Origin of the sequence: Brevibacterium picturae (assembly GCF_900105045.1) — a bacterium.
GTDB lineage: Bacteria > Actinomycetota > Actinomycetes > Actinomycetales > Brevibacteriaceae > Brevibacterium > Brevibacterium picturae.
Genome location: NZ_LT629739.1, coordinates 483,575 through 507,384 on the forward strand (window position 1 = coordinate 483,575; position 23,810 = coordinate 507,384).

General features: G+C 64.3%; 19 protein-coding genes. 12 read left to right on the forward strand and 7 right to left on the reverse strand.

The features are described 5' to 3' along the window. The first annotated feature begins 26 nt into the window (after positions 1-26). Positions 27-1,763 (forward strand): class I adenylate-forming enzyme family protein, encoded by a 1,737-nt coding sequence (locus tag BLT92_RS02245; RefSeq protein ID WP_092102673.1) that lies wholly within the window; start codon positions 27-29, stop codon positions 1,761-1,763. A gap of 132 nt (positions 1,764-1,895) precedes the next feature. Here BLT92_RS02245 and BLT92_RS02250 read toward each other — a convergent pair whose 3' ends face one another. Together BLT92_RS02250 and BLT92_RS02255 are read right to left on the reverse strand one after the other, a co-directional pair. Then, a complete protein-coding gene (locus BLT92_RS02250; protein WP_092102675.1) occupies positions 1,896-4,544 on the reverse strand; it encodes an AAA family ATPase in 2,649 nt (882 codons plus the stop codon). Beyond that, positions 4,541-5,674, reverse strand: a complete 1,134-nt coding sequence (locus BLT92_RS02255; RefSeq protein ID WP_092102678.1) for a metallophosphoesterase family protein — start codon at positions 5,672-5,674, stop codon at positions 4,541-4,543. The genes BLT92_RS02250 and BLT92_RS02255 overlap by 4 nt, the downstream gene beginning before the upstream one ends. A gap of 199 nt (positions 5,675-5,873) precedes the next feature. On the opposite strand from BLT92_RS02255, the gene BLT92_RS02260 reads away from it, so the two are divergent. The 10 genes from BLT92_RS02260 (at position 5,874) to nhaC (ending at position 18,168) form a co-directional block, all read left to right on the forward strand. Beyond that, positions 5,874-6,782: an ABC transporter ATP-binding protein gene (locus tag BLT92_RS02260; protein ID WP_331712224.1), complete on the forward strand. Its 909-nt coding sequence runs from the start codon at positions 5,874-5,876 to the stop codon at positions 6,780-6,782. A gap of 66 nt (positions 6,783-6,848) precedes the next feature. Then, positions 6,849-7,904 carry an ABC transporter substrate-binding protein gene (locus BLT92_RS02265; protein ID WP_092102681.1) on the forward strand — a complete coding sequence of 352 codons (1,056 nt, stop codon included), beginning with the start codon at positions 6,849-6,851 and terminating at the stop codon, positions 7,902-7,904. A gap of 3 nt (positions 7,905-7,907) precedes the next feature. Continuing rightward, positions 7,908-10,043 (forward strand): iron ABC transporter permease, encoded by a 2,136-nt coding sequence (locus BLT92_RS02270; protein ID WP_092102684.1) that lies wholly within the window; start codon positions 7,908-7,910, stop codon positions 10,041-10,043. 328 nt (positions 10,044-10,371) lie between these two features. After that, positions 10,372-11,943 carry an ABC transporter substrate-binding protein gene (locus BLT92_RS02275; RefSeq protein WP_092102686.1) on the forward strand — a complete coding sequence of 524 codons (1,572 nt, stop codon included), beginning with the start codon at positions 10,372-10,374 and terminating at the stop codon, positions 11,941-11,943. A gap of 2 nt (positions 11,944-11,945) precedes the next feature. Then, positions 11,946-13,016: an ABC transporter permease gene (locus BLT92_RS02280; protein WP_092102689.1), complete on the forward strand. Its 1,071-nt coding sequence runs from the start codon at positions 11,946-11,948 to the stop codon at positions 13,014-13,016. After that, a complete protein-coding gene (locus tag BLT92_RS02285) occupies positions 13,013-13,954 on the forward strand; it encodes an ABC transporter permease (RefSeq protein WP_092102691.1) in 942 nt (313 codons plus the stop codon). Before BLT92_RS02280 ends, BLT92_RS02285 begins: the two co-directional genes overlap by 4 nt. After that, a complete protein-coding gene (locus BLT92_RS02290) occupies positions 13,951-14,745 on the forward strand; it encodes an ABC transporter ATP-binding protein (RefSeq protein ID WP_092102693.1) in 795 nt (264 codons plus the stop codon). Before BLT92_RS02285 ends, BLT92_RS02290 begins: the two co-directional genes overlap by 4 nt. After that, complete coding sequence (locus tag BLT92_RS02295; protein ID WP_092102696.1) at positions 14,742-15,551, forward strand: ABC transporter ATP-binding protein; 810 nt, start codon at positions 14,742-14,744, stop codon at positions 15,549-15,551. Before BLT92_RS02290 ends, BLT92_RS02295 begins: the two co-directional genes overlap by 4 nt. A 35-nt stretch (positions 15,552-15,586) precedes the next feature. After that, positions 15,587-16,729 carry a beta-aspartyl-peptidase gene (iadA, locus tag BLT92_RS02300; RefSeq protein ID WP_092102699.1) on the forward strand — a complete coding sequence of 381 codons (1,143 nt, stop codon included), beginning with the start codon at positions 15,587-15,589 and terminating at the stop codon, positions 16,727-16,729. Beyond that, positions 16,726-18,168: a Na+/H+ antiporter NhaC gene (gene nhaC / locus BLT92_RS02305; RefSeq protein ID WP_092102702.1), complete on the forward strand. Its 1,443-nt coding sequence runs from the start codon at positions 16,726-16,728 to the stop codon at positions 18,166-18,168. Before iadA ends, nhaC begins: the two co-directional genes overlap by 4 nt. A 40-nt stretch (positions 18,169-18,208) precedes the next feature. On the opposite strand, the gene BLT92_RS02310 is transcribed toward nhaC, so the two are convergent. Then, the gene (locus BLT92_RS02310; protein WP_092102705.1) at positions 18,209-19,120 is read right to left on the reverse strand and encodes a helix-turn-helix transcriptional regulator; all 912 of its coding nucleotides are present in this window, start codon (positions 19,118-19,120) and stop codon (positions 18,209-18,211) included. Between the two features lie 18 nt (positions 19,121-19,138). Here BLT92_RS02310 and BLT92_RS02315 point away from each other — a divergent pair, with 18 nt between their 5' ends. After that, complete coding sequence (locus tag BLT92_RS02315; protein ID WP_092108696.1) at positions 19,139-19,558, forward strand: VOC family protein; 420 nt, start codon at positions 19,139-19,141, stop codon at positions 19,556-19,558. An 11-nt stretch (positions 19,559-19,569) separates the two neighbouring features. Here the strand turns inward: BLT92_RS02315 and BLT92_RS02320 are convergent, their stop codons facing one another. The 4 genes from BLT92_RS02320 to BLT92_RS02335 all read right to left on the reverse strand — a co-directional run bounded on the left by BLT92_RS02320 (position 19,570) and on the right by BLT92_RS02335 (position 23,793). Next, on the reverse strand, positions 19,570-20,241 hold the full coding sequence (locus tag BLT92_RS02320) for a hypothetical protein (protein ID WP_092102708.1): 672 nt from the start codon (positions 20,239-20,241) through the stop codon (positions 19,570-19,572). Further along, entirely contained in the window at positions 20,234-21,772 is a 1,539-nt protein-coding gene (locus tag BLT92_RS02325) for a sodium/proline symporter (RefSeq protein ID WP_092102711.1), read from the reverse strand. Before BLT92_RS02325 ends, BLT92_RS02320 begins: the two co-directional genes overlap by 8 nt. Continuing rightward, complete coding sequence (locus tag BLT92_RS02330) at positions 21,769-21,999, reverse strand: hypothetical protein (RefSeq protein WP_092102714.1); 231 nt, start codon at positions 21,997-21,999, stop codon at positions 21,769-21,771. The genes BLT92_RS02325 and BLT92_RS02330 overlap by 4 nt, the downstream gene beginning before the upstream one ends. A gap of 201 nt (positions 22,000-22,200) precedes the next feature. Next, positions 22,201-23,793: a molybdopterin-dependent oxidoreductase gene (locus BLT92_RS02335; protein ID WP_092102717.1), complete on the reverse strand. Its 1,593-nt coding sequence runs from the start codon at positions 23,791-23,793 to the stop codon at positions 22,201-22,203. Between the last annotated feature and the right edge of the window lie 17 nt (positions 23,794-23,810).

Consider the following 23,810-nt stretch of genomic DNA (forward strand, 5'->3'; position numbering starts at 1 on the left):
CATTCAACGATGAAGGAAGTGAAGCGATGAGCACGTGGGCAGATACCCGTCCCTGGCTGAAGACCTGGGGAGATCTCGCGAACAAGCCGTACACCCTGGAGAAGTCCACGACCCTGCAGGACCTGGCGTCGACCGTGGCCACCCACGGCCACGAAGTGGCCATCAGCTACTACGGGTTCGGACTGACCTGGTCCGAGTTCGACCAGTATTCCACGGCGTTCGCTGCCTACCTGGTCGAGCAGGGGATCTCTGTCGGCGACCGCGTGGCCATCTATGAGCAGAACACCCCCGCCTTCATGATCGCCACCTACGGCATCTGGAAGGTCGGAGGCGTCGTCGTTCCCCTCAATCCCATGTATCGCGGGGAGCTCGAGCACATCTTCGCCGACGCCGAGGTGAAGGGGCTCGTGGTCTCGAAGGCGGCGTTCCTGAACCGTGTGGCCCCTTACGCTGCGGCACTGCCGGTCGTCGTTCTCAGCGACGACAGGAGCTTCCAGGTCGACGGGCCCGAGGCGATCTTCTCGATGTTCGCTGACCTGCCCGGTGCTCCCGGTGAGAATCCGGGCCCTGACCAGGTGCCGAATCTCCCCGACTTCCAGGCCGTTGTCGAGTCGCGTCTGGACACCGGTTTCACTCCTCTCATTCCCTCTCCCGAGGACGAAGCGATCGTCGTGTACACCTCGGGGACCTCGGGCAAAGCGAAGGGTGCGTCTGGGACTCACGCCTCGGTGTCGAGCAATGCCCGCTACTGTGTCCGGACGCCGACGTTCGAACCCGGCGACGGCTTCCTCACACTGGCCCCGATCTTCCACATCACCGGATTCGTCTGCCAGTTCATCGCCGGTGTCAGCGGTGGCGCGCGGCTGATCCTCAACTATCGATTCGATCCGGGCTCCCTTCTCGAACTCTTCCTGCGGGAGAAGCCGACGTATATGGCAGGCCCGGCCACGGTCTATACCGCAATGCTTGCCCATCCCAGCGCGACAGCGGAGCACTTCGCATCGTTCAAGCGCATCATGTCGGGTGGTGCTCCCCTGCCCGAGGGCTTGGTGACGAAATTCGAGGACAAGACCGGCGTCTACATCGGGCAGGGCTACGGTCTGACCGAGACCTGTGCACAGGTGGCGACCGTCCCACCGGGCTTGAGGGCACCGGTCGATCCCGATAGCGGCAATCTGTCCTGCGGTCTGCCCCAGCCAGACACCATGATTCGCATCCTCGACGACTTCGGTGAACCCTTGGGCCCGAACGAGATCGGCGAGGTGGCCATCTCGGGACCTGAGGTCGTCGCCGAATACATCAATAATGAGAGGGCCACAGCCGAGCAGCTCCCGGGTGGGGAGCTGCGCACCGGCGATGTGGGCTACATGAACGAAGACGGCTGGCTGTTCATCGTCGACCGGAAGAAGGACATGATCAACGCCTCCGGCTTCAAGGTCTGGCCGCGGGAGGTCGAGGACGTCCTCTACACCCACCCGGCGATTCAGGAGGCGGCAGTCGTCGGCGTCCCCGATGAGTATCGTGGTGAGAACGTTGCCGCGTTCGTGACTCTGCAGTCGGGTCCCGAGGCCGATGCCGTCACCGAAGCCGAGATCGTCGAGTTCTGTCGCGAGAAGTTGGCCTCCTACAAGGCTCCACGGCAGGTGACCATCATCGACGAGTTGCCGAAGACCAGCTCAGGGAAGATCCTGCGGCGCACGATCCGCGCCGATGCCGTGGCTGCCGCCGAGGAAGCGAAGGCTGGGGCAGTTGGCTCTGACTGATCCGGAATCGACTGCACGCTGCCAATGATGTCAGCTGGCCACGGCCGTCGCGTCTGCATGACGCGGCGGCCGTGTCTGTCCGCGAAGGCGACAGCTGTCGCATCCGGCTGGGTCTGCATGCGCGATGCTCGGTTACGTCAGGCTCACCGTCTTCGCTCCGCCGAGGCGGGCGAAGCGGTCCGGCTGGCAGGTGAGCAGAATGACCTGGGCGCTCTGGCCGACCGTGCCGAGGATGACGTTGAGTGCGTTGAGGCGTTCGGCATCGGCGAAGCCGAAGGCGTCGTCGAGGACCACGGGCGCTCCCGAATCGCTGTCGACGAGAGTGGCCACTGCGAGTCTGCCGATGAGTGCCAACTGTTCTTTCGTCCCTCCCGACAGTGATTCGAAGGGCACTGTGCGTTCATTCAAGGTGCGGGAGACGATCTCGAGGTCTTCGGACACCTCGACCGACAGTCCTTGTCCGAAGACCAGTCTGCCCAACTTCTCGATCTGCTCCTTGAAGGGAGCCACGTACTTCCTCTGGGATTCTTCCTTGTGTTTGAGGACAGTTGTGCGCAACAGCTTGATCGCCGTCGCCTGACGGCCTAGTCGTGCCTGCTTCTTGCGGGCCGACTCCATCGTCTCTTCGGCGTCCGCGAGTTTTTCATAGATGCCTTCGCTGGCACGATCGTCGATGAGAGCGGACAGGCGATCGACATCCTGACGCACTTCTTCTCGCTGTGCTTCCTTGCTGCCGACGAGTTGCCGCAAGTTCTGCAGCTGCATCTCCAAAGTCTCCGGATCTGCTGCTTCGTAGGCGACTCTCGCCTCGTCAACCTGAGAGCCCACATTCGTTGCTCGCGCCTCGGCAGACTTCACTTCTTCATCCAGATCGGCGTCAGAATCAGCCTTTCGGGCCTCAGCCAGGCTGCTCGTCAGTCGCTCGTGCTGAGTTTCGGCTTCTTTCAGGCTGGTTTGGGCCCGGACTGTCTCCACTCGCGCGTCATCTCGGCAGGTGCGAGTTCGTTCGAGCTCGATGCGAGTGGATTCCACCGCGGATTGAGCGTCATCGACAATCGTCTCGGACTCGGCGACTGCCGTTTCGAGTTCGCTGAGGCTCCGGTCACCAGTTTGACTGTCCGCCTCGGCGCCATTCCCAGCTTTGTCATCGGTGCTTGGGCTGGTTCCATCGGCTCCGAGGATCTGCTGTGCGCGAGCGAGTGCGGCTTCAAGCTTGTCGCGCTTGTCTTGGCCCAGGAGCACCTTGAGCGTCGAATCCGCTTCTGCCATGACAGCTTCTGCATCCGCGCGAACGTTCGATTTATCCCGGGCCTGGGACACAGAGTCGATGTCGAGGCGTTCCAGCTCCGCTTCGAAGGCCCCCTTTGCTGAGGCCAATGCTTTGTCCAACTCAATGGGAGATGCTCCTGGACGCACGGTGATGTCGGCGATGCCGTCGATCATGATTCGCACGTCCTTGAGCGCTGCGAATTCTCCGCTGTTGCCTTCGCCGAGTTCAGCTCCGTCGATGTTCAGGGCCCGTGTCCCGAGCTGTTTCGCTTCGATCTGCGCTGCAGCGGAAGTCTTTGCGTGCTCGGCGATCCGCACCTCCGTCTCGAGAGAGCTCAGCTTCTCGACGTCCTTGGTCGTGACCGTGATCGATCCGATCGTCGCCTGCGCACGGCTCTTCTTCTCATCATGCTCGCGGATAGCCTCGAGTCGGCGGGTGAGATCGGACAGTTCTGCCCGTGCACGGGCTTTGGCCAGGGTTTTGGCAGCAGCCTTCGCCTGGGCACGAGCATCGTCGACTGCGCTCTGCTTCTCCTCGAGGGCCTTCTGGAAGCGTTCGAGGTCGGAGTCCTTGTCACTCTGAGCCGATTCGAGGTCAGTGACGGTCTTCCGAGCCTCTGCCACCGCTCTCTGGGCATCGGTAGCGTCAGCAATAAGTTGTGTGCGTCTGTCCAGTGCCTCCCGCGCGATCTGTTCATCTCGCTGTGCCGACTTCGCGTGATCCACCGCTTGGTCGAGCACTGCTTTGAGTTCGGCCACCGCCTTCGCCGCCTGCTCGGCTTCATCACGATCGGCGTAGGCTTGGATCAGCTGGGTGCGCACCGATTCCAGGCGAGCAGCGGCTCGGGCATGGTTGTCGACGAGCTCGTCCATGCCACGACTGCGTTCACCCAGCTCCTCGAAGACAGCTTCGACGACAGGGACCTGCGCGTTGATGTCCTTGTACTCCCCAGTTTCTCTGCCGGACTTGGTGAAGTACTTCAAATACTCGGCTTCGACCTGGTCGAGGAAGTCATCGTGATCGGCGACCTCAACACCCGATTCGTTGAGCGCTGAGTGCAGAGCCTTGATCTGAGCCAGCGGAGCTTGTGCCAGACTCTCCCCCTGCGCCACGTCGAGTGCGACGAGGAGGTCGACGTCGACGGTGTCGGCGAGGATCGACAAGAACCGATCGTGGGCGTCATCGCTGCTCAGCTGTTCGGGCCTGGGTCTGATGACGCTGAGTTCGGTGAAGGGCTGTTTGATCCACCGCTTCCGGTACTTGAGCTCGTATTCACCGGTGCTCAGGTGCAGTTCCACCTCGGGGCCGGCATCGACACCGACCGGCTGTGTCTCTTTGACGCTGGCCTTGCGCGAGCTCGATTTGTCCTCCCTCAGATGAGTGATGGCTTCATGGATCGAGGACTTACCGACCTCATTCGGTCCTTCGACGACGGTCACGCCCTCGTCGAATTCGACGCGGGAGTCCGCGATGCCGCGGTAGTTGCGCAGGTGGATGGAATGGAATTTCATGATCCGCTCCTCGCAAATCGGTACAAGAGCCCCAACGCATCCTGTGCCGCTGCAGCAGCTGTGTCCTCTCCTGCAGCGGATTCCGCCAGTTCGTCGAGGGTCTCCTGCAGGTATCCGCTCAGGCCGAGCCCGGCGAAATCCTCGTCGGCGGCGACCACAGCAATGTCCGTGTGCCGCTCCCACAAGGACACGAGGGCGAACAGGTCAGTGGCGTGGTCGAGGATATCGTCGAGTCTCGACTTCGCTGCCGTGGACAAGGTTCCTCTGAGGACGAGCCACACTGCTGTGCTGTCTTTGTCCGGGATGTCTGCCAGCCGCTGTTCGAGGTGGCTGATGTCGTCCTCGGAGTTCACGTCCTCGTCGACGACCAGGTAGGACCAGCGACCGATATGCATCTTCTCCACCGAGCTCGCATGTGACTGTGCATCGATGTCGACGAGGAGAACATTGCCAGGATCGTCTTCGCGCCGGGAGGTCACTTCTGGAGCACCGGGGTACCAGATGCGCTCATCCACGGAGTAAGTGGCGTGCCTGTCCCCCAAGACGACGAACTGTGCACGGTCCTCTCGCAGCACGGCCTTGAGGCTGTCGGTGTCGATCGTGGCCAGAGATTCCCGATCGGGGTCCAGAGTGCTCACGGCGCCGTGACCGGCGATGATGCGCACTGTCCCGGGAGTCACCTCGGCGAGGTTCTGCGTTGCTTGAGCGACGAGGTCACCTTGGGGCCGTTTCGAGAACCAGGGGGCTCCGACGATCTCGACGCCGGGAAGGACCTCGAAGGGTTCACTGTCACGCAGGACATGGACATGGCCAGGCTGACGGGAGATGAAGGCTTGGGAGTCGTAGATGGAGGCGGCGTCGAGGGGGTCGTGATTGCCCGGCAGCAGAACGACGGGCACGGTGAAGGCGGCCAGGACTTCGAAGGTGCGGGAGATGATGGCGCGGTCGAGCTGGTTGGACTCGAACACATCACCGCAGACGACGACGAAGTCGCAGGACTGTGCGGCAGCGATCTCGCCGATGCGTTTGACGGCGTCGAGGCGGGCGCGGTGAAACCGCGGACGGGCTTCGGCACTGAGATAGTGCGCCGTCATGCCCAACTGCCAGTCTCCGGTGGCGACGAATCTCATGGGTTCCTCCTTGGCTCTCCCCCATCTTATGTATGCACACCCACCCTACGGACCGGCGCTGACATGAAAGGAGTGCGACCACCCGCTGGCCAAACGTGTGGAGGTAGCGCACAGATGACGCACCTGAGCACGTTCGCCAAGCGGTTCTCGCAAGGACGGCCGGTGCGAGGCGACCCTAACTTAGGTTAGGCTATGGTTCATGGGTGACTATGATTCTGTCCACACACTTGGCCGAGACGCGAACATGACGACTCTGCATGCCTCGGGCCTGCACCTGGGATACGAGCGCACACCGGTCGTCCATGATGTGTCGCTGACCATCGCCCCTGGGCGCGTCACCGCACTCATCGGTCCCAACGGCAGCGGCAAATCGACCGTGCTGCGATCCCTGGCACGTCTGCACCCGATCGGCTCCGGTGACGTCACCATCACAACCACAGGATCCGCCGCCCCGGCTAACCCAGCCGCCCCGGCCACCTCGGCCAGAGCGATGTCGGCACGAGAGTTCGCCCGCACGGTCACACTGCTCTCCCAGTCGCGGCCGCATCCTTCAGGGCTGAGCGTGCGCGAGATCGTCGCCTACGGCCGCCATCCGCACCGTCGCCGGTTCGCCTCACTCACCGACCCCGACAGGGCAGCGATCGACAAGGCCCTGGAACTGACCGGAACCGCACGGATGGCCGACCGCTCCGTCGACCAGCTCTCCGGCGGCGAACTCCAGCGCGTGTGGTTGGCTACCTGCCTGGCCCAGGAGACCGGGATCCTGCTGCTCGACGAGCCTACGAATCACCTGGATCTGCGCTACCAGGTCGAGATCCTCGACCTCATGCGCGATCTGGCCGACGACCACGGAACGGCTGTCGGAGTCGTCCTCCACGACCTCAACCACGCGGCCGCCGTTGCCGACGACATCGTCCTGCTCAAGCAAGGCCGGGTCCGCTCAGCAGGCACCTGCGAAGAGGTCTTCACCCCCGAGGTGCTCACCGAGGTCTACGGGCTGCCGATCACCACGCGCTTGGACGACGACACAGGATTGGTCCGGATCGAGGCTCTGTCCCGCCGTCGTCGCCCGGCCCGAGCCTCCGCGCAACTCGCGCGAGCGGTCTGACCATCCGAGCCGCACCCGCAGCACCACCAGCAGCATCACTGTCGAATCCACGCTCAGAAAGTAGCCATGTCCCTTTCAGCACTGCCCCGAACTCGTCCGCGCACTCCCAAATTCGTCCTTGCCTCCGTCTCTGTGGCCTGCGCTCTGACCCTGTCCGCCTGCGGCACCACCTCCACCGATGCCTCGGCGGAGGGCAACACGTCGTCCTCCGGAGACTGCGCCGAGGACTCGAGCAGCACCTCGACAGATCCGGTCTCCGTCACGGACGACACCGGGCACGAGATCGCACTCGACAAACCGGCGACCAAGGTCGTCTCACTCGAATGGCAGTACACCGAGGACCTGCTCTCCCTGTGCGTCGCCCCGGCCGCAGTGGCGGATGCACAGGGCTTCACCACCTGGGACACGGCGGAGAAGCTGCCCGAGGACACCGCGGACGTCGGCACCCGCCAGGAGCCCAACGTGGAATCGATCCTCTCGGCGAACCCCGATCTCGTCATCATCGAGACAACCTCCCGCGATGACAAGATCGTCGGGCAGCTCGAGGACCAGGGCATCCCCGTGATGGCGATGACCGGGGCCGACGGCAAGGATCCGATCGGCTATATGAAGGACACCTTCTCCACCCTCGCCGAGGTGACCGGCCGCGGCGAGCGCGCCGACAGTGTCCTCGACGACTTCGATGCCAAGGTCGAGGAGTCGAAGAAGGCGATCGAATCCGCCGACCTCGAGACTAAGGAATTCGTCTACTTCGACGGTTGGGTCAACGGCTCGAACGTGGCCCTGCGTCCCTTCGGTCAGGGATCCCTCTTCGGCGAACTGGGCGAGGAGCTGGGCCTGAAGAACGTCTGGACCGGTGAAGTCGATCCTGACTACGGTTTGGGACAGACCGACATCGAAGGCATTTCGAAGGTCGGCGACGCGAACTTCTTCTACACCGGAACCGACGATCCCGAGTCCGAGGACTTCGTCGACCTGCTGAAGAAGAACGACATCTGGTCGAACATCCCCGCCGTCAAGGACGAGCGCACCCATGCGTTCCCCTCCGGCATCTGGACCTTCGGCGGACCCAAATCCTCCGAGCAGGCCCTCGACGCCTACGTCGACGCACTGACCAAGTAGTCCATGACCGCACCCACGACGCTGCCCACCACCTCGGCGGATGGCCCCACCGAACGGACAGGTGCTGCCCCCGCGCGAGGAGTCGGGGCCATCGGGGCTCTCTCGGCCACCGGTGTCCTCCTCGGTCTGGTCCTCGTCCTCGCGCTGCTCTCGGCCTGGCACATCACACAGGGCACCTCGGGGATCGGTTTCAAGGACCTGTTCGCGGACCTGACCGGGACCGCCGGCTCTCCCGCCGAGGTGGGTCCGAGTGCGCGTGACATCCTCCTCGGATCCCGGCTTCCGCGCGTGGGTGCGGGGATACTCGTCGGCGTCGCCCTCGGCGTGGCCGGAGCGCTGTTCCAATCCTTGGCCCGCAATCCGCTGGCCTCCCCGGACACCCTTGCCGTCACGGGCGGTTCGTACTTCGCGGTCACCGTGGTCACGGCCTTCGGGCTTGCGATTCCGATGTGGGCCTCCGGAGGCGTCGCCTTCATCGGGGGTCTCCTCGCCGCGGCTCTCGTCCTCGGGCTGGCCGGTGGTGCGGCGTCGTCGACGACTCGCCTCGTGCTCGCCGGGACCGCGACGGCTCTGGCACTGCAGGCGGGGACGTCGACGCTGCTCATCCTCTTCGCCGAGGAGACGACGAGCCTCTATTCTTGGGGCTCGGGCACCCTCAACCAACTCGATGGGACAGCAGCAGTCCGCAGCATTCCTGTCATCGTCATCATCATCGCCGCCGCCATCGCCCTCTCACGACGCCTTGACCTTCTCAGCCTCGGCGATGATGCCGCCTCCGTCCTCGGTGTGCCGATCCGCTCGACCCGGGCGGTCGGGATTCTGCTCGCCGTCATCCTCACCGCCACGGCCGTGACCCTGGCCGGGCCGATCGGGTTCGTGGGACTCTGCGCCCCGGTCATCGCCCGACTGCTCGCCCGCCTGGTCCCGGTGCTGGGCAAGCATGCGGTGCTGATTCCGGCCACGGCCCTCATCGGCGCGATCATCGTCATCCTCGCCGATGCGCTGCTGCGTGCCATCGTCGGAGCCAACGAGGCGATCACCCTGCCCTCGGGTGTGACGACGACGGTCCTCGGCGCAGTCGTGCTCGTCCTGCTGGCACGGTCCATGCGGTCGTCGGGGCCCGCGCAGGCGACGTCGGCTGCTCGGTCGAGTGTGCACGGACCTCGTCGCGCCGGCCTCATCATCGCGTTCGCCGCGGTGCTGCTCATCGTCGTGGCGATCCTCGGTCTGCTCACGGGTGAACGGTTCTACCTCCTCGGCGATGTCGTGCTGTGGGTCCAGGACCAGGCGGCACCGGTCATCTCCTTCGCCTTCGACTCCCGGGCCCCGCGTGTGGCCGCCGCGTTGGCGGCTGGTGCTGCACTCGGGCTGTCGGGGACATTCGTCCAAGCCAGCGCCCGCAACCCACTGGCCGAGCCGGGCCTGCTGGGCATCACCGGCGGTGCCGGGCTGGGCGCAGTCATCGTCGTCACCCTGGTTCCCGGTGCCACCGTCGTCCTGATCTCGAGCGTCGGAGTTGTGGGTGCTCTCGTCGCCTTCGCCATCGTCTACGGTCTCTCGTGGCGCGGCGGGATGAACACCGACCGACTCGTGCTCATCGGCATCGGCATGTGGTTCGGCTTCACTGCGCTGACCACTCTGTTCCTCATCCGCGCGAACCCGTGGGACACACCGGCCCTCTTCACCTGGCTCTCCGGTTCCACCTACGGCCGGGTCTGGGCTCATGTCGCGCCCGTGGCCCTCGTCCTGCTGGCCGCGATTCCCCTGGCCATCGTGTGGACGCGCGAGCTGGATCTGCTGGCCCTCGACGACGATACGCCGAGGTTGGTCGGAGTCCCGCGTGAACCTGTGCGTCTGGGTGTGCTCATCACCGCCGCAGTGCTCGCCGCAGTCAGTGTCTCCGCGGTCGGCGTAGTCGGATTCATCGGCCTCGTCGCCCCACACGCCGCTCGCGCCCTCGTCGGCAGCCGGCATGCCCGAGTGATCCCGACGGCCATGCTCCTCGGGGCTCTGGGCCTCGTGGTCGCCGATGCCCTGGGCCGCACGATCATCGCTCCTGCGCAGATCCCTGCCGGCCTCATCGTCGCACTCATCGGCGCCCCGTACTTCGTGTACCTGCTGGCGCGCTCTCGGGCCTGAGTGGCAGGGGGCTGCGGCGCTGCGGCGGTGCGCTTGCCGGCATCCGCTTGCCAAACGTGTGGGAGTAGAGCACACATGACGCACCTGTGCATGTTTGGCACGCAAATACCTCAAGGCGCTCCGCAGGGTTCCCCAACGGGAATTGCCAGTTGCCTCAATAGTGGCTGCGGTGGACTCGGGGCCGCTCCCACCAGCGTCAAGGCTCCCACCTGGTGAGACATTGGCAGAATGCCACACCGGAAAACACTCAGCGTTGTGGCATGGCTGATTGAACGGGCGCTGATTGAGACTTAGTGTGATCTACAACACCTACTGTAAGGAAGCTCACATGAAGATCCGCCTCCCCCGCCGAGCGCTCGCGATCGGTTCTGCCCTTGCTCTCACATTCGGTCTGGCCGCCTGCAGCGGAGGAGACTCGGAGGGCGGAGGGGCGGGTGACGCGATCGTCGCTGAGACCGCCTTCAATCTCAAGACGATCGATCCCCACCGTCAGTTCGAGTTCACCGGCTCGACGATCGACAATGCGATCTATCAGACGGCCCTCGAATTCGAAGACGGCGACCTGACCAAACCGACCGACGGCCTGTGCTCGTACGAGATGTCGGACAACGACAAGAAGATGACCCTCACGCTTAAGCAGAAGGATGCGAAGTTCTCCAACGGAGATCCCGTCACAGTCGACGACATCGTCTTCTCCTTCAAACGTCTGCAGGGCATCGAAGGCAATCCGTCCTTCTTCCTCGACGGTGTCACGGTGAAGAAGGTCGACGATGAGACCATCGAACTGATCAGCAAGAACCCCAACCCTGCGCTTCCCTACATTCTGCCCAACTCCTCGATCGGCATCGTGAACGCCAAGGTCGTCAAGGAGAACGAGGGCACCACCGATGAGAACGACGGCGCCGAGCAGTTCCTCAACCAGAATTCACAGGGATCGGGCCCGTACAAGGTCGAGACCTACGACGCCGACAGCAAGGTTGTACTCACGGCCAACGAGCACTACAACGGCCCGGCGCCGAAGTTCTCCAAGGTCGTCCTGCGCAATGTCTCCGCCGAAACTCAGGTCACCGACATCCAATCGGGCCAGGCAGATGTGTCCTTCGATCTCAGCTCGGACCAGGTGGAGACCCTCGACAAGAACGCGGTCCAGATCTCGTCCCTGCCGTCGACGCGCAGCATCTACATCTTCAACAACACCGATGAGGAGATCGGCGGCCCCACGGCCGATCCCAACTTCAGGAAGGCCGTCGCCTCGGCGCTGGACTACGAGAAGATCCTCGACCTGGCCGGTGAGAACGGTCAGCGCATGGCCAGCCCGGTTCCGAATGAGTTCAACGGTGCCGTACCCAAGGACCAAGCACCGGACCGTGACTTGGACAGAGCGAAGAAGCTGTTGGACAAGGCCGGCTACGACGGCGAGGCCGTGCCCTTCCACTACGCCAGCGACCAGGCGGTCAACGGCATGGACATCGCCCAGTTGGCGCAGACGATTCAGGCCCAGCTCAAAGAGGCAGGCATCAAGCTCTCGCTGAAGCCGGCACCGAGCGCCACCCAGCTCGACGGCTTCCGGGCTGCAGAGCAGCCCATGGGAATCGGCACCTGGGGCGCCGACTACCCCGACCCATCGAACTACAACGTCTTCGTTCCCGGAGGCAGCGTCGCCGAACGTGTCAATTGGGCCGAGGGAGACAACCCCGAGATCGACAAACTGGCCGCGGCCGCTACCAAGGCCGAAGGCGACGACCGCGGTCCCGCCTACGCGGAGCTGTTCCAGGCGACCACGGAGACCGGCATCTGGGTGCCCCTGGTCCAGCCGGTGAGCACGGTGGTCGTGAGCAATCGCATCGAATCGTATGTCTCCAACGCCGACGTCACATTCGACTTCGCGAAAGCTGAGTGAGGATGTCGGTTTCGGCCACCGATCAGCAGAAGAACCTCAGGCCACCGAAGATCCACCCGCTCCTGCGATTCATCCTGGTGCGGATCGGAATCAGCATCCTCCTGATCTGGGGCGTGACCGTCGTGACGTTCCTGATGACGAACCTGGTTCCGACAGACCCGGTCGCCGCCATCCTGGGAGATCGTGCCGCCGCGGACCCTGAGATCGTGGCCCAGACACGTGAGCGACTCGGTTTGGATCAGCCGCTGATCGTCCAGTACTTCACCTATCTGGGCAATCTGCTCCAGGGTGACCTGGGTGTGTCCAACCAGACGCGGGTTCCGGTGCTGGAGTCGATCGGGCAGGTCTTCCCCGCGTCGATCGAACTCGGCATCGGAGCGATCCTCCTATCCGTGATCATCGGTCTGCTGCTGGGTCTGCTCAGTGCGCTCAAGCAGAACACGATCGTCGACCACGCCATCCGGACACTGAGCCTGATCGGCATCTCGGCCCCGACGTTCTGGATCGCTGCGGTCGGCTACTTCGTCTTCTTCTTCAAACTCAGACTCGTCGGCGGGGCCGGTCGGCTCGACCCCTGGATGACGCCGCCGCCCCGGGTGACGGGCCTGTACACGGTCGATTCCCTCCTGGCCGGTCAGATGGCGACCTTCACCAATGCTCTCGGCCATCTGATCCTCCCCTCCTGTGTTCTGGCGCTGTTCACGATCGGGCTGCTGACGCGATTCAGCCGCTCGAGCGTGCTCGACATCATCAAACTCGACTACGTCACGGCGGCCAAGGCGAAGGGGCTGGCCCCGCGCACGGTCGTGTTCAAGTACATCTTCCGCGGCGCTCTGGTTCCGATCATCACGGTCGTGGGTCTGGCCTTCGGGTCGCTGCTGTCCGGGGCGGTGCTCACGGAGACCGTCTTCGCCTGGAACGGCCTCGGGCAGTATGCCTACCGGGGCGCGACGACGCTCGACTTGCCCGTCATCATGGGTGTGGGTCTGGTCATCGGAATCGTGTACATCATCGTCAATTTCGTCGTCGACCTGATCTACGGCTTCGTGGATCCGAGAGTGAGGGTGCGATGAGCATCAGTTCACCCAAACAGCCACCGACGAATGCCGATTCCACCGGCGCCGAGGCGCTCGACCGCAATCCCGTCGACGCCGGTATCAAACGGTGGAGACTGAGATTCCCGAAGGCACTGCGCACGCCGCTCGGCTTCGTCGGGGCCGCCATCCTGCTCATCTGGCTGCTCGTGGCCCTCTTCGCGCCGCTGCTGGCGCCCTTCGACCCGCTGGCCCAGAACTTCGGCCGACTGGTTGCCCCCGATGGCCAGAACATACTCGGCACCGACACCCTCGGACGCGACGTCTTCTCCCGCATCGTCGTGGCCGCACGCACGACTCTTCCGGCAGCGGTCTTCGTTGTTCTCTGCTCCGCGGTGATGGGGTCCGTGCTCGGTGCCATCGCCGGCTACTTCGGACGCTTCGTCGATGAGATCATCATGCGCATCGCCGATCTCGTCTTCGCCTTCCCCACGATCATCCTCGCCATGGTGATCGCAGCCGCTCTCGGCCCCGGGCTGAAGAACGCGATCATCGCCATCCTCCTCGTGTCGTGGCCCTCCTATGCACGCGTCACCAGGTCACTGGTGATGACGGCGCGCAGCAGCGAATACGTCATCGCCGGTCGGCTGCTCGGCTTCAGCGCCGGCAAGTCGCTGCTGCGTGAGATCGCTCCCAACGTCGTCTCGCCCATCGTCGTCCTGGCCACCTTGGATGTGGGCACCGCGATCTTGACGATGGCCGGGCTGTCGTTCCTGTCCCTGGGCGTCGTTCCTCCGACTCCCGATTGGGGCGCGATGATCAGTGAGGGCGTCTCCCAGTTCTCCGCATGGTGGATCGCGTTCTTCCCCGGCCTGTGCATCCTCACCATCGTCGTGGCCTTCAATTTCATCGGAGACAGTCTGCGGGACACACTCGATCCGCACACCGCGCAGGAAGTGGGAGAGACAACCAAATGAGCGTCATCAGCATTCGCGATCTCAACCTGAGCGTGACGACCGGGTCGGAGGAGAAGCACATTCTTCGCGACGTGTCCTTCGATCTCGAAGCCGGGAAGATCACCGGTGTCGCCGGGGCATCGGGCTCCGGCAAGACCCAGACCGGGTTGGCCATCATGGGTCTGTCACCGGATCGGTCGACGCTGTCGGGCAGCATCGACTTCGCCGGCACCGAACTCGTCGGGCTGCCGTCGAAGAAGCACAATCGGCTGCGCGGTCGGCAGCTGGCGATGGTGTTCCAGGATCCGTCCTCGGCCTTCCACCCCATGCTCTCGATCGGCGACCAGATCACCGACCACCTCCGACACCACCGGAAGGTCTCGAAGAAGGAGGCCCTGCGTCAGGCCATCAGGATCCTCGGGCAGACGAAGGTGCCCCACCCGGAGGAGGCGGTCTCGAAGTACCCTCACCAGTTCTCGGGCGGGCAGCTGCAGCGCATCGCCTTCGCCTCGGCGATCATCTGCGAACCGAAGGTCCTCATCGCCGACGAACCGACGACGGCCCTCGACGTCACCGTGCAGGCGGGGATCCTGCGTCTGCTGCGTGAGCTCTGCGATGATCTCAACCTCGCCGTCCTGCTGGTCACTCACGACTTCGGGGTTCTGTCCTCGGTGGCCGACACCATCGTCGTGATGGAGAGCGGGCTGGTGGTCGAGACCGGCGATCGGGAGCCGCTGATCACAGCACCCCAGCACGAATACACCCGATCGCTCATCGAATCACTGCCCGGAGCGGAGGTCTCACCCCGATGACGACAACGAAGGACGACACCCGAACGCCCGCGCAGCCGCTGCTCGAACTCGACAACGTCGCCTGCGAGTACAAGCTCGACGGAGGCGGACGCTTCCGCGCCGTCAGCGACGTATCCCTGCAGCTGGGCCGGTCCGAGGTGCTCGGACTCGTCGGCGAATCAGGCTGCGGAAAGTCGACGCTGGCCAAACTCATCTGCGGACTCGAGAAGCCTGCCGCTGGACGCATCACCTTCGATTCGCACCCGGTGAAGCCACTCGGTCTGGGCCGCCGCCCCGATGAGCTGCTGGGGATCCAGATGGTGTTCCAAAACCCCTACGCATCCCTGAACCCACGCAGGCGCATCAGAGATCAGCTCACCGATGCCCTCGCCCTCGACCCGGACCAGACGTGGACGGTCGACTCCCTCCTCGAGGCGGTCGACCTGCCCCTCGATGCCGCCGGGAGGTTCTCCCATTCGTTCTCCGGCGGCCAACGACAGCGCATCGCCATCGCCCGCGCGCTCGCCGCCGGGCCCAAGGTGCTCGTGGGAGACGAGCCGATCGCCTCGCTCGATGCCTTCCTCCAGGCCAGAATCGCCACGATGATGAGAGACCTGGCCATCGAATCGGGCGCGTCGATGATTTTCATCAGTCACGATCTCTCCATCGTCCATGAGATCGCCGATCGGGTGGCAGTCATGGAGGCAGGTGGGGTCGTCGAAGTCGGCTCGACCGAACAGATCTGGAACGATCCCCAGCATCCCTACACGAAGAAGCTGCTGAGCGCCATCCCTCGGGTCGATGGCAAGGGGATCATTCCGGGGTAACCTTTGCAAGGAAAGTTGCGAGGAGGAGACAGACCATGGTGACATTGCTGCGCGGGGCCGATATCTGTGCCCCGGAACGGCTCGGGAAGCAGGACATCCTCATCGAGGGGCAGCAGATCACCTTCATCGGTGACCTACCCGCCGAGGCGATCCACGGACTTCCCAACGCCGCCGTCATCGATGCCGAGGGGCTGACGGCGATTCCAGGGTTCATCGACCCGCATGTCCACATCGCCGGTGGCGGAGGCGAAGGCGGGTATGCCAATCGCACCCCCGAGATCCTGGTCAGCGACATCGTGCGCTCCGGGGTGACCACTGTCATCGGCTGTCTGGGCACCGACGGAGTGACCCGCAGTCACGCCGATCTCCTCGCCAAGGCCAGAGGCCTCGAGGCGGAGGGCATCTCCACCTACATCTACACGGGCAGCTATCAGGTCCCGGCACGAACCCTGACCGGCGCTGTCGTCGACGACGTCGTCCTCATCGACAAAGTCATCGGCGTCGGAGAGGTCGCGATCTCCGACAGGCGTTCATTCCAACCCACCGTCGAGGCGCTGGCCGAGCTCGTCAGCCAGGCTCATGTCGGCGGGCTGCTGTCCGGCAAGGCGGGCATCACCCACTTCCACGTCGGGCCGTACTCGACTCGCCTTGCCCCGCTGCATCGGCTCCTCGACGAGTACCCGATCGCGCCGCAGGCCATCTACGCCACCCACATCACCCGGTCCCCCGAGCTCCTGGCCGACGCGGTGGACCTGGCGGCCAAAGGTGCCACGGTCGATATGACTGCGTCGTCCGCAACGACGGATTCGCTGAGAGACTACATCCGCCTCGGCGGGGATCTCAGCCGGCTGACGCTCTCCTCCGATGCCAACGGCAGCCTGCCGGAGTTCGACTCCGATGGGCGGCTCATCGGCATGGAAGTGGCCAAGCAGACGACTCTGTACGAACAGGTGTGGGCGTGTGCCGATATCCCTGGTCTCGACCTGTCCCAGGCCATTTCCCTCGTCACGTCCAATACGGCAGATGCTCTCGGGCTCGGGCACAAGGGACGCCTCCGACCCGGTGCCGATGCCGACATCCTCCTCACCGATGACCAGCACACCATTGCGCTCGCCTTTGCCCAGGGAGGCGAAATCGTCCGCAACGGCGAACCGCAGATCCGAGGCACTTTCGAATGAGCGACGAGCACGACACGACAACGGCCACTGACGACGTCGAGCAGAGGCGCCCGCCCTTGGGCTGGTCGCTCGTTCCACTGGCTGCGATGCTCGTCCTGCTGGCGGTGGGCTACGGCGTCCTCGGTCTCGCACCCGAACCGCTGCTGATCCTCTCAGCGATCATCGCCGGCCTGGTGGCACTGCGGATGGGGCTGACCTGGGAAGAGATGCTGCTGGGCATCAGAGAGAAGCTCGACACGGCGATGCCGGCTCTGCTCGTGCTCATCTCGATCGGCATCCTCATCGGCACATGGATGATCGCCGGCACCATTCCGATGATGATCTACTACGGGCTCGGGTTCATCAGCGCACAGTTCATCGTCCTCATCGCCTTCGTCATCTCCGCGATCGTCTCGGTCATCACCGGAACGTCGTGGGGCTCGGCCGGAACCGTGGGAGTCGCCCTCATGGGAATCGCCACTGGGCTCGACGCACCGCTGGCTGCCACGGCCGGCGCCATCGTCGCCGGCGCCTATTTCGGGGACAAGCTATCGCCGCTGTCGGATACGACGAACCTGGCACCGATCGCGGCCGGCACCACCCTGTGGGAGCACATTCGACACATGCTCTACACCACGCTCCCGGCTACGATCGTGGCGCTGGCGATCTACCTGTTCGTCGGCGTCAACCAGCCCTCGGGTGGGACCGATTCGGAGCGGATCGATGCTGTCACGGGGACGCTGAGCAGCCTCTTCGACTTCAACGTGCTTCTGCTGCTGCCGATGCTCATCGTCTTGGGCGGAGCGATCCTCAAGCTCCCGACCCTGCCGACGATCATCGGCTCCTCTCTGGTGGCCGGCATCCTCGCCGCAATCTTCCAGAAGGTCAGCCTCGAATCGATCTTCGCCTCGACCGTCGACGGATTCACCCCTGACATGCTCGAGGTCGGTGAGGAAACCATCGACGGTCTCGATCCCGACGTCACGGAACTGGTCACGCAGGGTGGGATGGCGTCGATGACCGGTGTCATCCTCATTGCGTTCAGTGCCTTCGCCTTCGCCGGCATCATGTCCAAGTCCGGTGCTCTCGAGACCATCATCCGATCGCTGCTGAAGTTCGTGAAGCGCACAGGAGATCTCGTCCTCTCCACGGTGCTCTCATGCATCACGATGGCCGTCGTGACCGGCAACTCCTATCTGTCGATCATCGTCCCGGGCGAACTGTTCAAGAAGGCCTACGCCGATCGTGGCCTGGATGCCAAGAACCTTTCCCGCACGCTCGAGGACTCCGGCACCGTCGTCGTTCCGCTCATCCCCTGGTCCTCGGCAGGCGTCTACATGGCCGGAGTTCTGGGCGTCTCCGTCCTCGACTACGCCCCGTGGGCAGTGTTCTGCTATGTCGGCTTCGCCTTCGCGATCATCCTCGGCTACACCGGAATCGGCATCGCCAAGCGCCGCTGACCGACCATGTCACGCCGCTGACCGAGCGCTCCTTGCGGATTCAGAGATGTGGCGGGCTGCTCCTCTCGTCGGCGCCGAGGTATTCGGTCGGGGTGTATCCGGTGACGCGGTGGAAATCGGCCGTGAAGTGCGATTGGTCGAACCACCCGAACATCGCTGCGAGCTCAGCAAACGACCGATCCCATCCCTGATCGATCGCCGCCACCGCATCGCGGACCCGCGCACGGGTAAGGATCCTCTTGACCCCCACACCGCAGTATTCGCGGAACATCCGCTGCAGGGATCGTTCGCTCATTTCGCAACGCGATGACAGCTCGCCGAGGCTGATGATGCTCGGGTCATCGAGGAGATCCAGCACCTGTGCGAACCGGGCATGGCCCTCGGTCATCCTCGGGTGCCGGGAGAGCAGCCAGGACTCGAGCACCTTCGCGGCCGAGCGCAGGTCAGTCTCCCGGACCTCGTCGACAGCAAGCTGCTCATTGAGGCCCAACTCCTCATCGATCCCCGAAAACCAGCCACCGGCCGGCACAGTTGTGTCCCGAATCAGTGACGGCGGTTCGTGCGCGAACGCCAGTGTGCCGCCGAGGTGGAAATTGACACCGATGACGCCGCCCCGACCGTACAGACCCACGTCGAATCGACGAGTGGTCACCGGGCCGGTCAGCCACGTCCCGGCTCCGCTCGTGTTCGCCCGATAGATGTCGCCGAACTCGACGGTGAGGTTGATTCCCGGTTCCGATACGGTCGCCGTGTGATAACGCTTGCCGTCCGGCAGGTCCCAGGTCACCGCCCAGTAGCGTCGCACCCAGGGACGCAGCTCCTCGGCCACAGTCATCGGCACCGAATAGCGTGCATGGTCGAGCAGCTCCGCGGGTTTGAGCACGCGGCCGAAGAAATGCTCGGGAGGAGCAGCCCTTCGTGGCGGGTTTTTCCTATCGACGACATCGTCCATGGAACAAGAATGACAGACATGACTGACACACAGATGAACGAAGCCCCTACCCCTTCCACCGTTGCCGATGCGGCGCCCGTCGCGAACCTGGCCATGGTCACGCTCGATGCCCCGGACGCCGCCGCACTCGGCGACTTCTACTCAAAGGTCCTGGACTGGCCGGTGGCATATTCGGACGAGAACTACGCCATGCTCACCGGCCCCAGCCATGCATTGGGTATCGGCACGATTCCGGACTACAAGCGACCTGACTGGCCCGATGACGGTCACAAACAGTTCCATCTCGACCTCGCTGCTGACGATGTGGAAGCCGCTGCTGCCAGGTGTGTGGAGCTCGGTGCCGAACGTGCCGATCCCCAACCGGGCGAGACCTGGATCGTGCTTCTCGACCCGGCGGGCCACCCGTTCTGCATCTCCGACGCCAAGAACTGGGGCTGAAGAGTGAGCGCCTAGAGTTTCGCCACCCGCACGATGTAGTGGGAGGAATCGAGACCGTCGACGAGGATCGTGGACGAGAATCTGTCGTTGGCCCCGGTGACCACCCAGTTGGGTTTGAGGATCCCACTGGGCGCGGCTGCCTCGGTGATGCTCAGGCCCATGCCCAGCTTCACCGTCTTGACGACTTTCGTGCGCACCAGCGAACGGGCTGTGCGCCGCACGTCCCCCGGTCCCGGCTGTGGACCGGCCTGGTCAGAGGACTCGAACGCGTCGAGCCACTCATCGACGGTCACGGCTTCGCCACGAGGATCGAAATCGGCGATGAAGCCCTTGCCCGAATAGGCATTGACGAGGACGTTCATCAGCTGCCCCGCCGTCGGGTCCACCGACTGCGATCCCGCCGCTGTTGGCTTCGGGGAGCGACGGAAAAGGCTGCGGGTCCGGGCGCTGAGCACGGTCCACCAGAACGGGTGGAGCGCCTCTCGAACCTCGGCCTCCGCGCCGGGCAGCTTGCGCCGGAAGACGGCGAGCGCCTCGGCGGCGGTGATGTTCGGTGCCAGCTTCAGCGCCGATTCCGGGGCCACCTTTCCGGTCGCGGGGCCCCGACCGGGGGGCGCACTCTGATCGGGTTCAGCAGGGCGTCCCGCTCCACCCGTTGCGTCAGATTCCGAATGTTCACGCATCCTTGGGCACCTGTCCGCCCAGCGCATCGTTCTGGCCGGTGAGCATATGAGCCGGAATGGCGCCGATCTTGTCGGTCTCGTGCATCGCTGCGATGACATGTTCCGGAACCGGATGCGACTTCTGCGTGGCCAGAGACACGACGATGAGGGCCAGGGTTGAGCAGACGATGCCCACACCCATCGGGTCGACGCCGGTGACGTCGACGAGACCGGCCAGCTGCCAGCCCACAGACGACACGGTGCCGAGGATCATGGACGTGATCGCGCCGGGCACGTTCGCCTTCTTCCACCACGCAGCGGCGACATAGACGGGAACGAACGCGGCACCGAGGACGGTCGTGGCGAAGATGGCCACCTCGGCGACGGAAGGCGGGTCGTTCACGGCCACCCAGTAACCGATGACGGCGAGGATGAGGACGGTGAACCGGGAGACCCACACGGACTGACTGTCGGTCATGTCCTTCTTGATGAAGCGTTGGAACAGATCCTGGCTGGCGATCGTGCCCGACTGCAGCAGCAGCGCATCGGCAGTCGACATGATCGCGGCCATGATGCCGGCCATGACGATGCCCACGGCGAAGTTGGGCAGGACGGTGGCGGCGACCTCGAAGACAGCCAGTTCGGGGTTGTCGAGGTTGGGCAGGATGATGAGTGCCATGATGCCCACGATGTAGGGCGCGGGGATGAACAGGAGGTTGAAGCCGGTGGCGTACATGCTCGCCGTGCGCGCGACCGAGGGTCGCTTCATCGCCATGTGGCTGACGTTGACGTGGGGCCAGCCCATGTAGCCGATGGAGAACACGAGCACGGCACCGATGATCACGCCCCACTGCACCGAGTCGATGCCTTCGGGACCCCACATGGTGAGCAGGTTCGGGTTGATCTGACCGACTGCTTCGTTTCCTGCGGTCCACCCGCCGATCGCCTGCAGGGTGCCGATGAGGATCCAGACCATCCCGATGAGCATGATGATGGCCTGCACGAAGTCGGTGTAGGCCACGGCCAGATATCCGCCGAGGAAGGTGTAGAAGACGATGACGCCGACCGCGATGAGCAGCGCCCAAGCGTAGGGGATGCCGGTGACCATCTCGAGACCGCGTCCACCGGCGATGAACTGCGTCATCACGTAGAAGAAGATGCAGACCACGGCGACGGGAGCGGCGATGGCGCGGATCCACCTCGACGGGTACCGGTGTTCGAGGTATTCGATCGAGGTCAGGGAGCCCAGGATCTGTGAGAGTTTGCGCATCCGTCGTCCGAGGATGGACAGGTTGAGCACGCCGCCGCCGATGTCGCCCATCGCATACCAGAGCGAGAAGTAGCCCTTGGTGTAGGCCAGGGAGCCGGCGCCTAAGAACATGTAGCCCGACATCGACGAACTCTGCAGACGCAATGCCGTCACGGCCGGTCCCAGGCTGCGTCCGCCCAGCAGGAAGCCCTCGCTGCCCTTGGTGCCGATCTTGAGCGTCCACACGCCGATGCCGGCCATGGCGATGAAGTAGATGACGAGGAACCACGTTTCAATGTTCATGCCAGTCCCCCGTTCTCGCTGCCCGGGCGTCGTTCATGATTCGCCGAGGTGGACGGACCGTTGGGTGTGTTTCCGCCGCGGGAATTGCGGGCAGTGTGCTCTTGATCTTCGGCGACGTCTTCGGCCTTCCAACCGCGGGAGAGGTAGACGAAGATGAGAGTGTAGATCACCCAAATCGCGGGGATGCCGAAGATGATGACGACAGTTGCCGTCGGTAGGCCGAACATTGAGACCACCTCGTTGTGTCGCTGAACAGAACTCACCGGAGCGTGTGCAACGGCGACGTGCGGCTGCTGAAGCAGCTCAGCCGACGCCGGAACCGGACACGGTGCTACAGGCGACCATACAACGTTTCCTCAGATGGCTCACACGGTGTTCACGCTCCGGAGTCGATGGTGTTCAGTCGTCTGGATCTCAGTCTGCTGTGCTCAGTCGACGACGAATTGGCGTTCGTGGAGTCCGGTGGCGCTGCCGGGGATCGCCGGGCGGCGTTCGGAGATCTGGACGTTGCCGTCTTCGTCGACTGCCCTGACCGTCACCGTGTGCGTACCGGGTTCGAGGTCGTCGAAGGCACACCGCCACTGGCGCCAGGTGTCGGTGTTGAGTTCTTCGCTCAGGTCGGCTGTGTGCCAGTCGCCGGTATCGATCCGGACTCGCACCTCGGCGATGCCGACGTGCTGGGCCCAGGCCATTCCGGCGGTGACGATCTGGCCGTCCTCGTTCGGGCTGACGTGGACACCGGCACGGGGAACGTCGACGCGCGAGGCCACGAGGATCGGTCCGTGCGTGGCCCAACCGCGCTTCGTCCAATAGGCGTCCTTGTCAGAGAAGCGGGTGACTTCGAGCTCGGTGACCCATTTCGTCGCCGAGACGAAGCCGTAGAGGCCGGGGACGACGAGTCGGGCGGGGAAGCCGTGGTCGCGGGGCAGCGGCTCGCCGTTCATGCCGACCGCCAACAGGGACGCCCGGTCGTCGGTGAGAACCTCGAGCGGTGTCGAGGCGGTGAAGCCGTCGTCGGATGTGGAGAGCACCATGTCCGCGTCGCTTGTCGGGGCGGCGCGTTTGAGCAGCTCGCGGACGGGGTAGCCCAGCCAGGTGGCGTTGCCGACGAGATCCCCGCCGACCTCGTTCGACACGCACGTCAGGCTCACGCGGTGCTCCTCCAGGGGCAGGTCGAGCAGCTCGGCCATGGTGATCGTCACTTCCTCGTCGACCATTCCGTGGATGCGCAGCGACCAGGAGGACGCGTCGACGGCAGGAGGGATGAGTGCGGTGTCGATGCGGTAGAAGTCCTCGTTGTCAGTCATGATCGGGGCGAGCCCGTCGATGCCCAGGTCGGCTCCCGCTGGGATCTCCGGCGCCGAGGTGGCCGGGGGTGGGAGCACGAGTTTCGTCACCGCTCCTGCCGCATTCCTCGCCAGGATCGATGCGGATTGTCCCGCGGCGATGGCGGCGACGCCGACCGCGCTCAGTCCGGCGGCGAGGCCGAAGAAGGCCCGTCGGTCGGTGCCGAGACGTTGATCGGTCGCGAGACTTTGATCGGCGCCGATGCGCTGATCGGACCTGGTTGAGCGTCCGGCTGGTGCTTGGGCGCCCTCGCCGAGGCGGATCAGCCCCATGTAGGCCCCGCATCCCAGGGCCACTCCCCCGAGTGCCGGGATCGAGTCGAGGATCGTTCCGCCCGTGCTCAGCAGCAGAACCACGGGCAGGATGCCGAGACCGATGAGGAGGACGAATGACAAGGTTCGCCGGTTCAGCCCGATTCGTCCGATCACGCCCCCGAGGACGGCTCCGACGATGACGAGGGTGATGACGAGTGCGAGTTTGTCGTTGGTGCCGAAGACGCTGATTGCGGCCTTGATCATCGCGGTGGGCACGAGTGGGATGATCGTCTGCCCCAGAATAAGCAGAGGCGCCGAGGCGGCGGAGAAGGCACCGGCGATGAACTCGGCGGCACCGAAGTAGACGAGGGTCGCGACAATGCCGGCGAGCGTGAAGAGCAGTGGACGGCGATCGGTCATCGTGAGTGTGACACCTT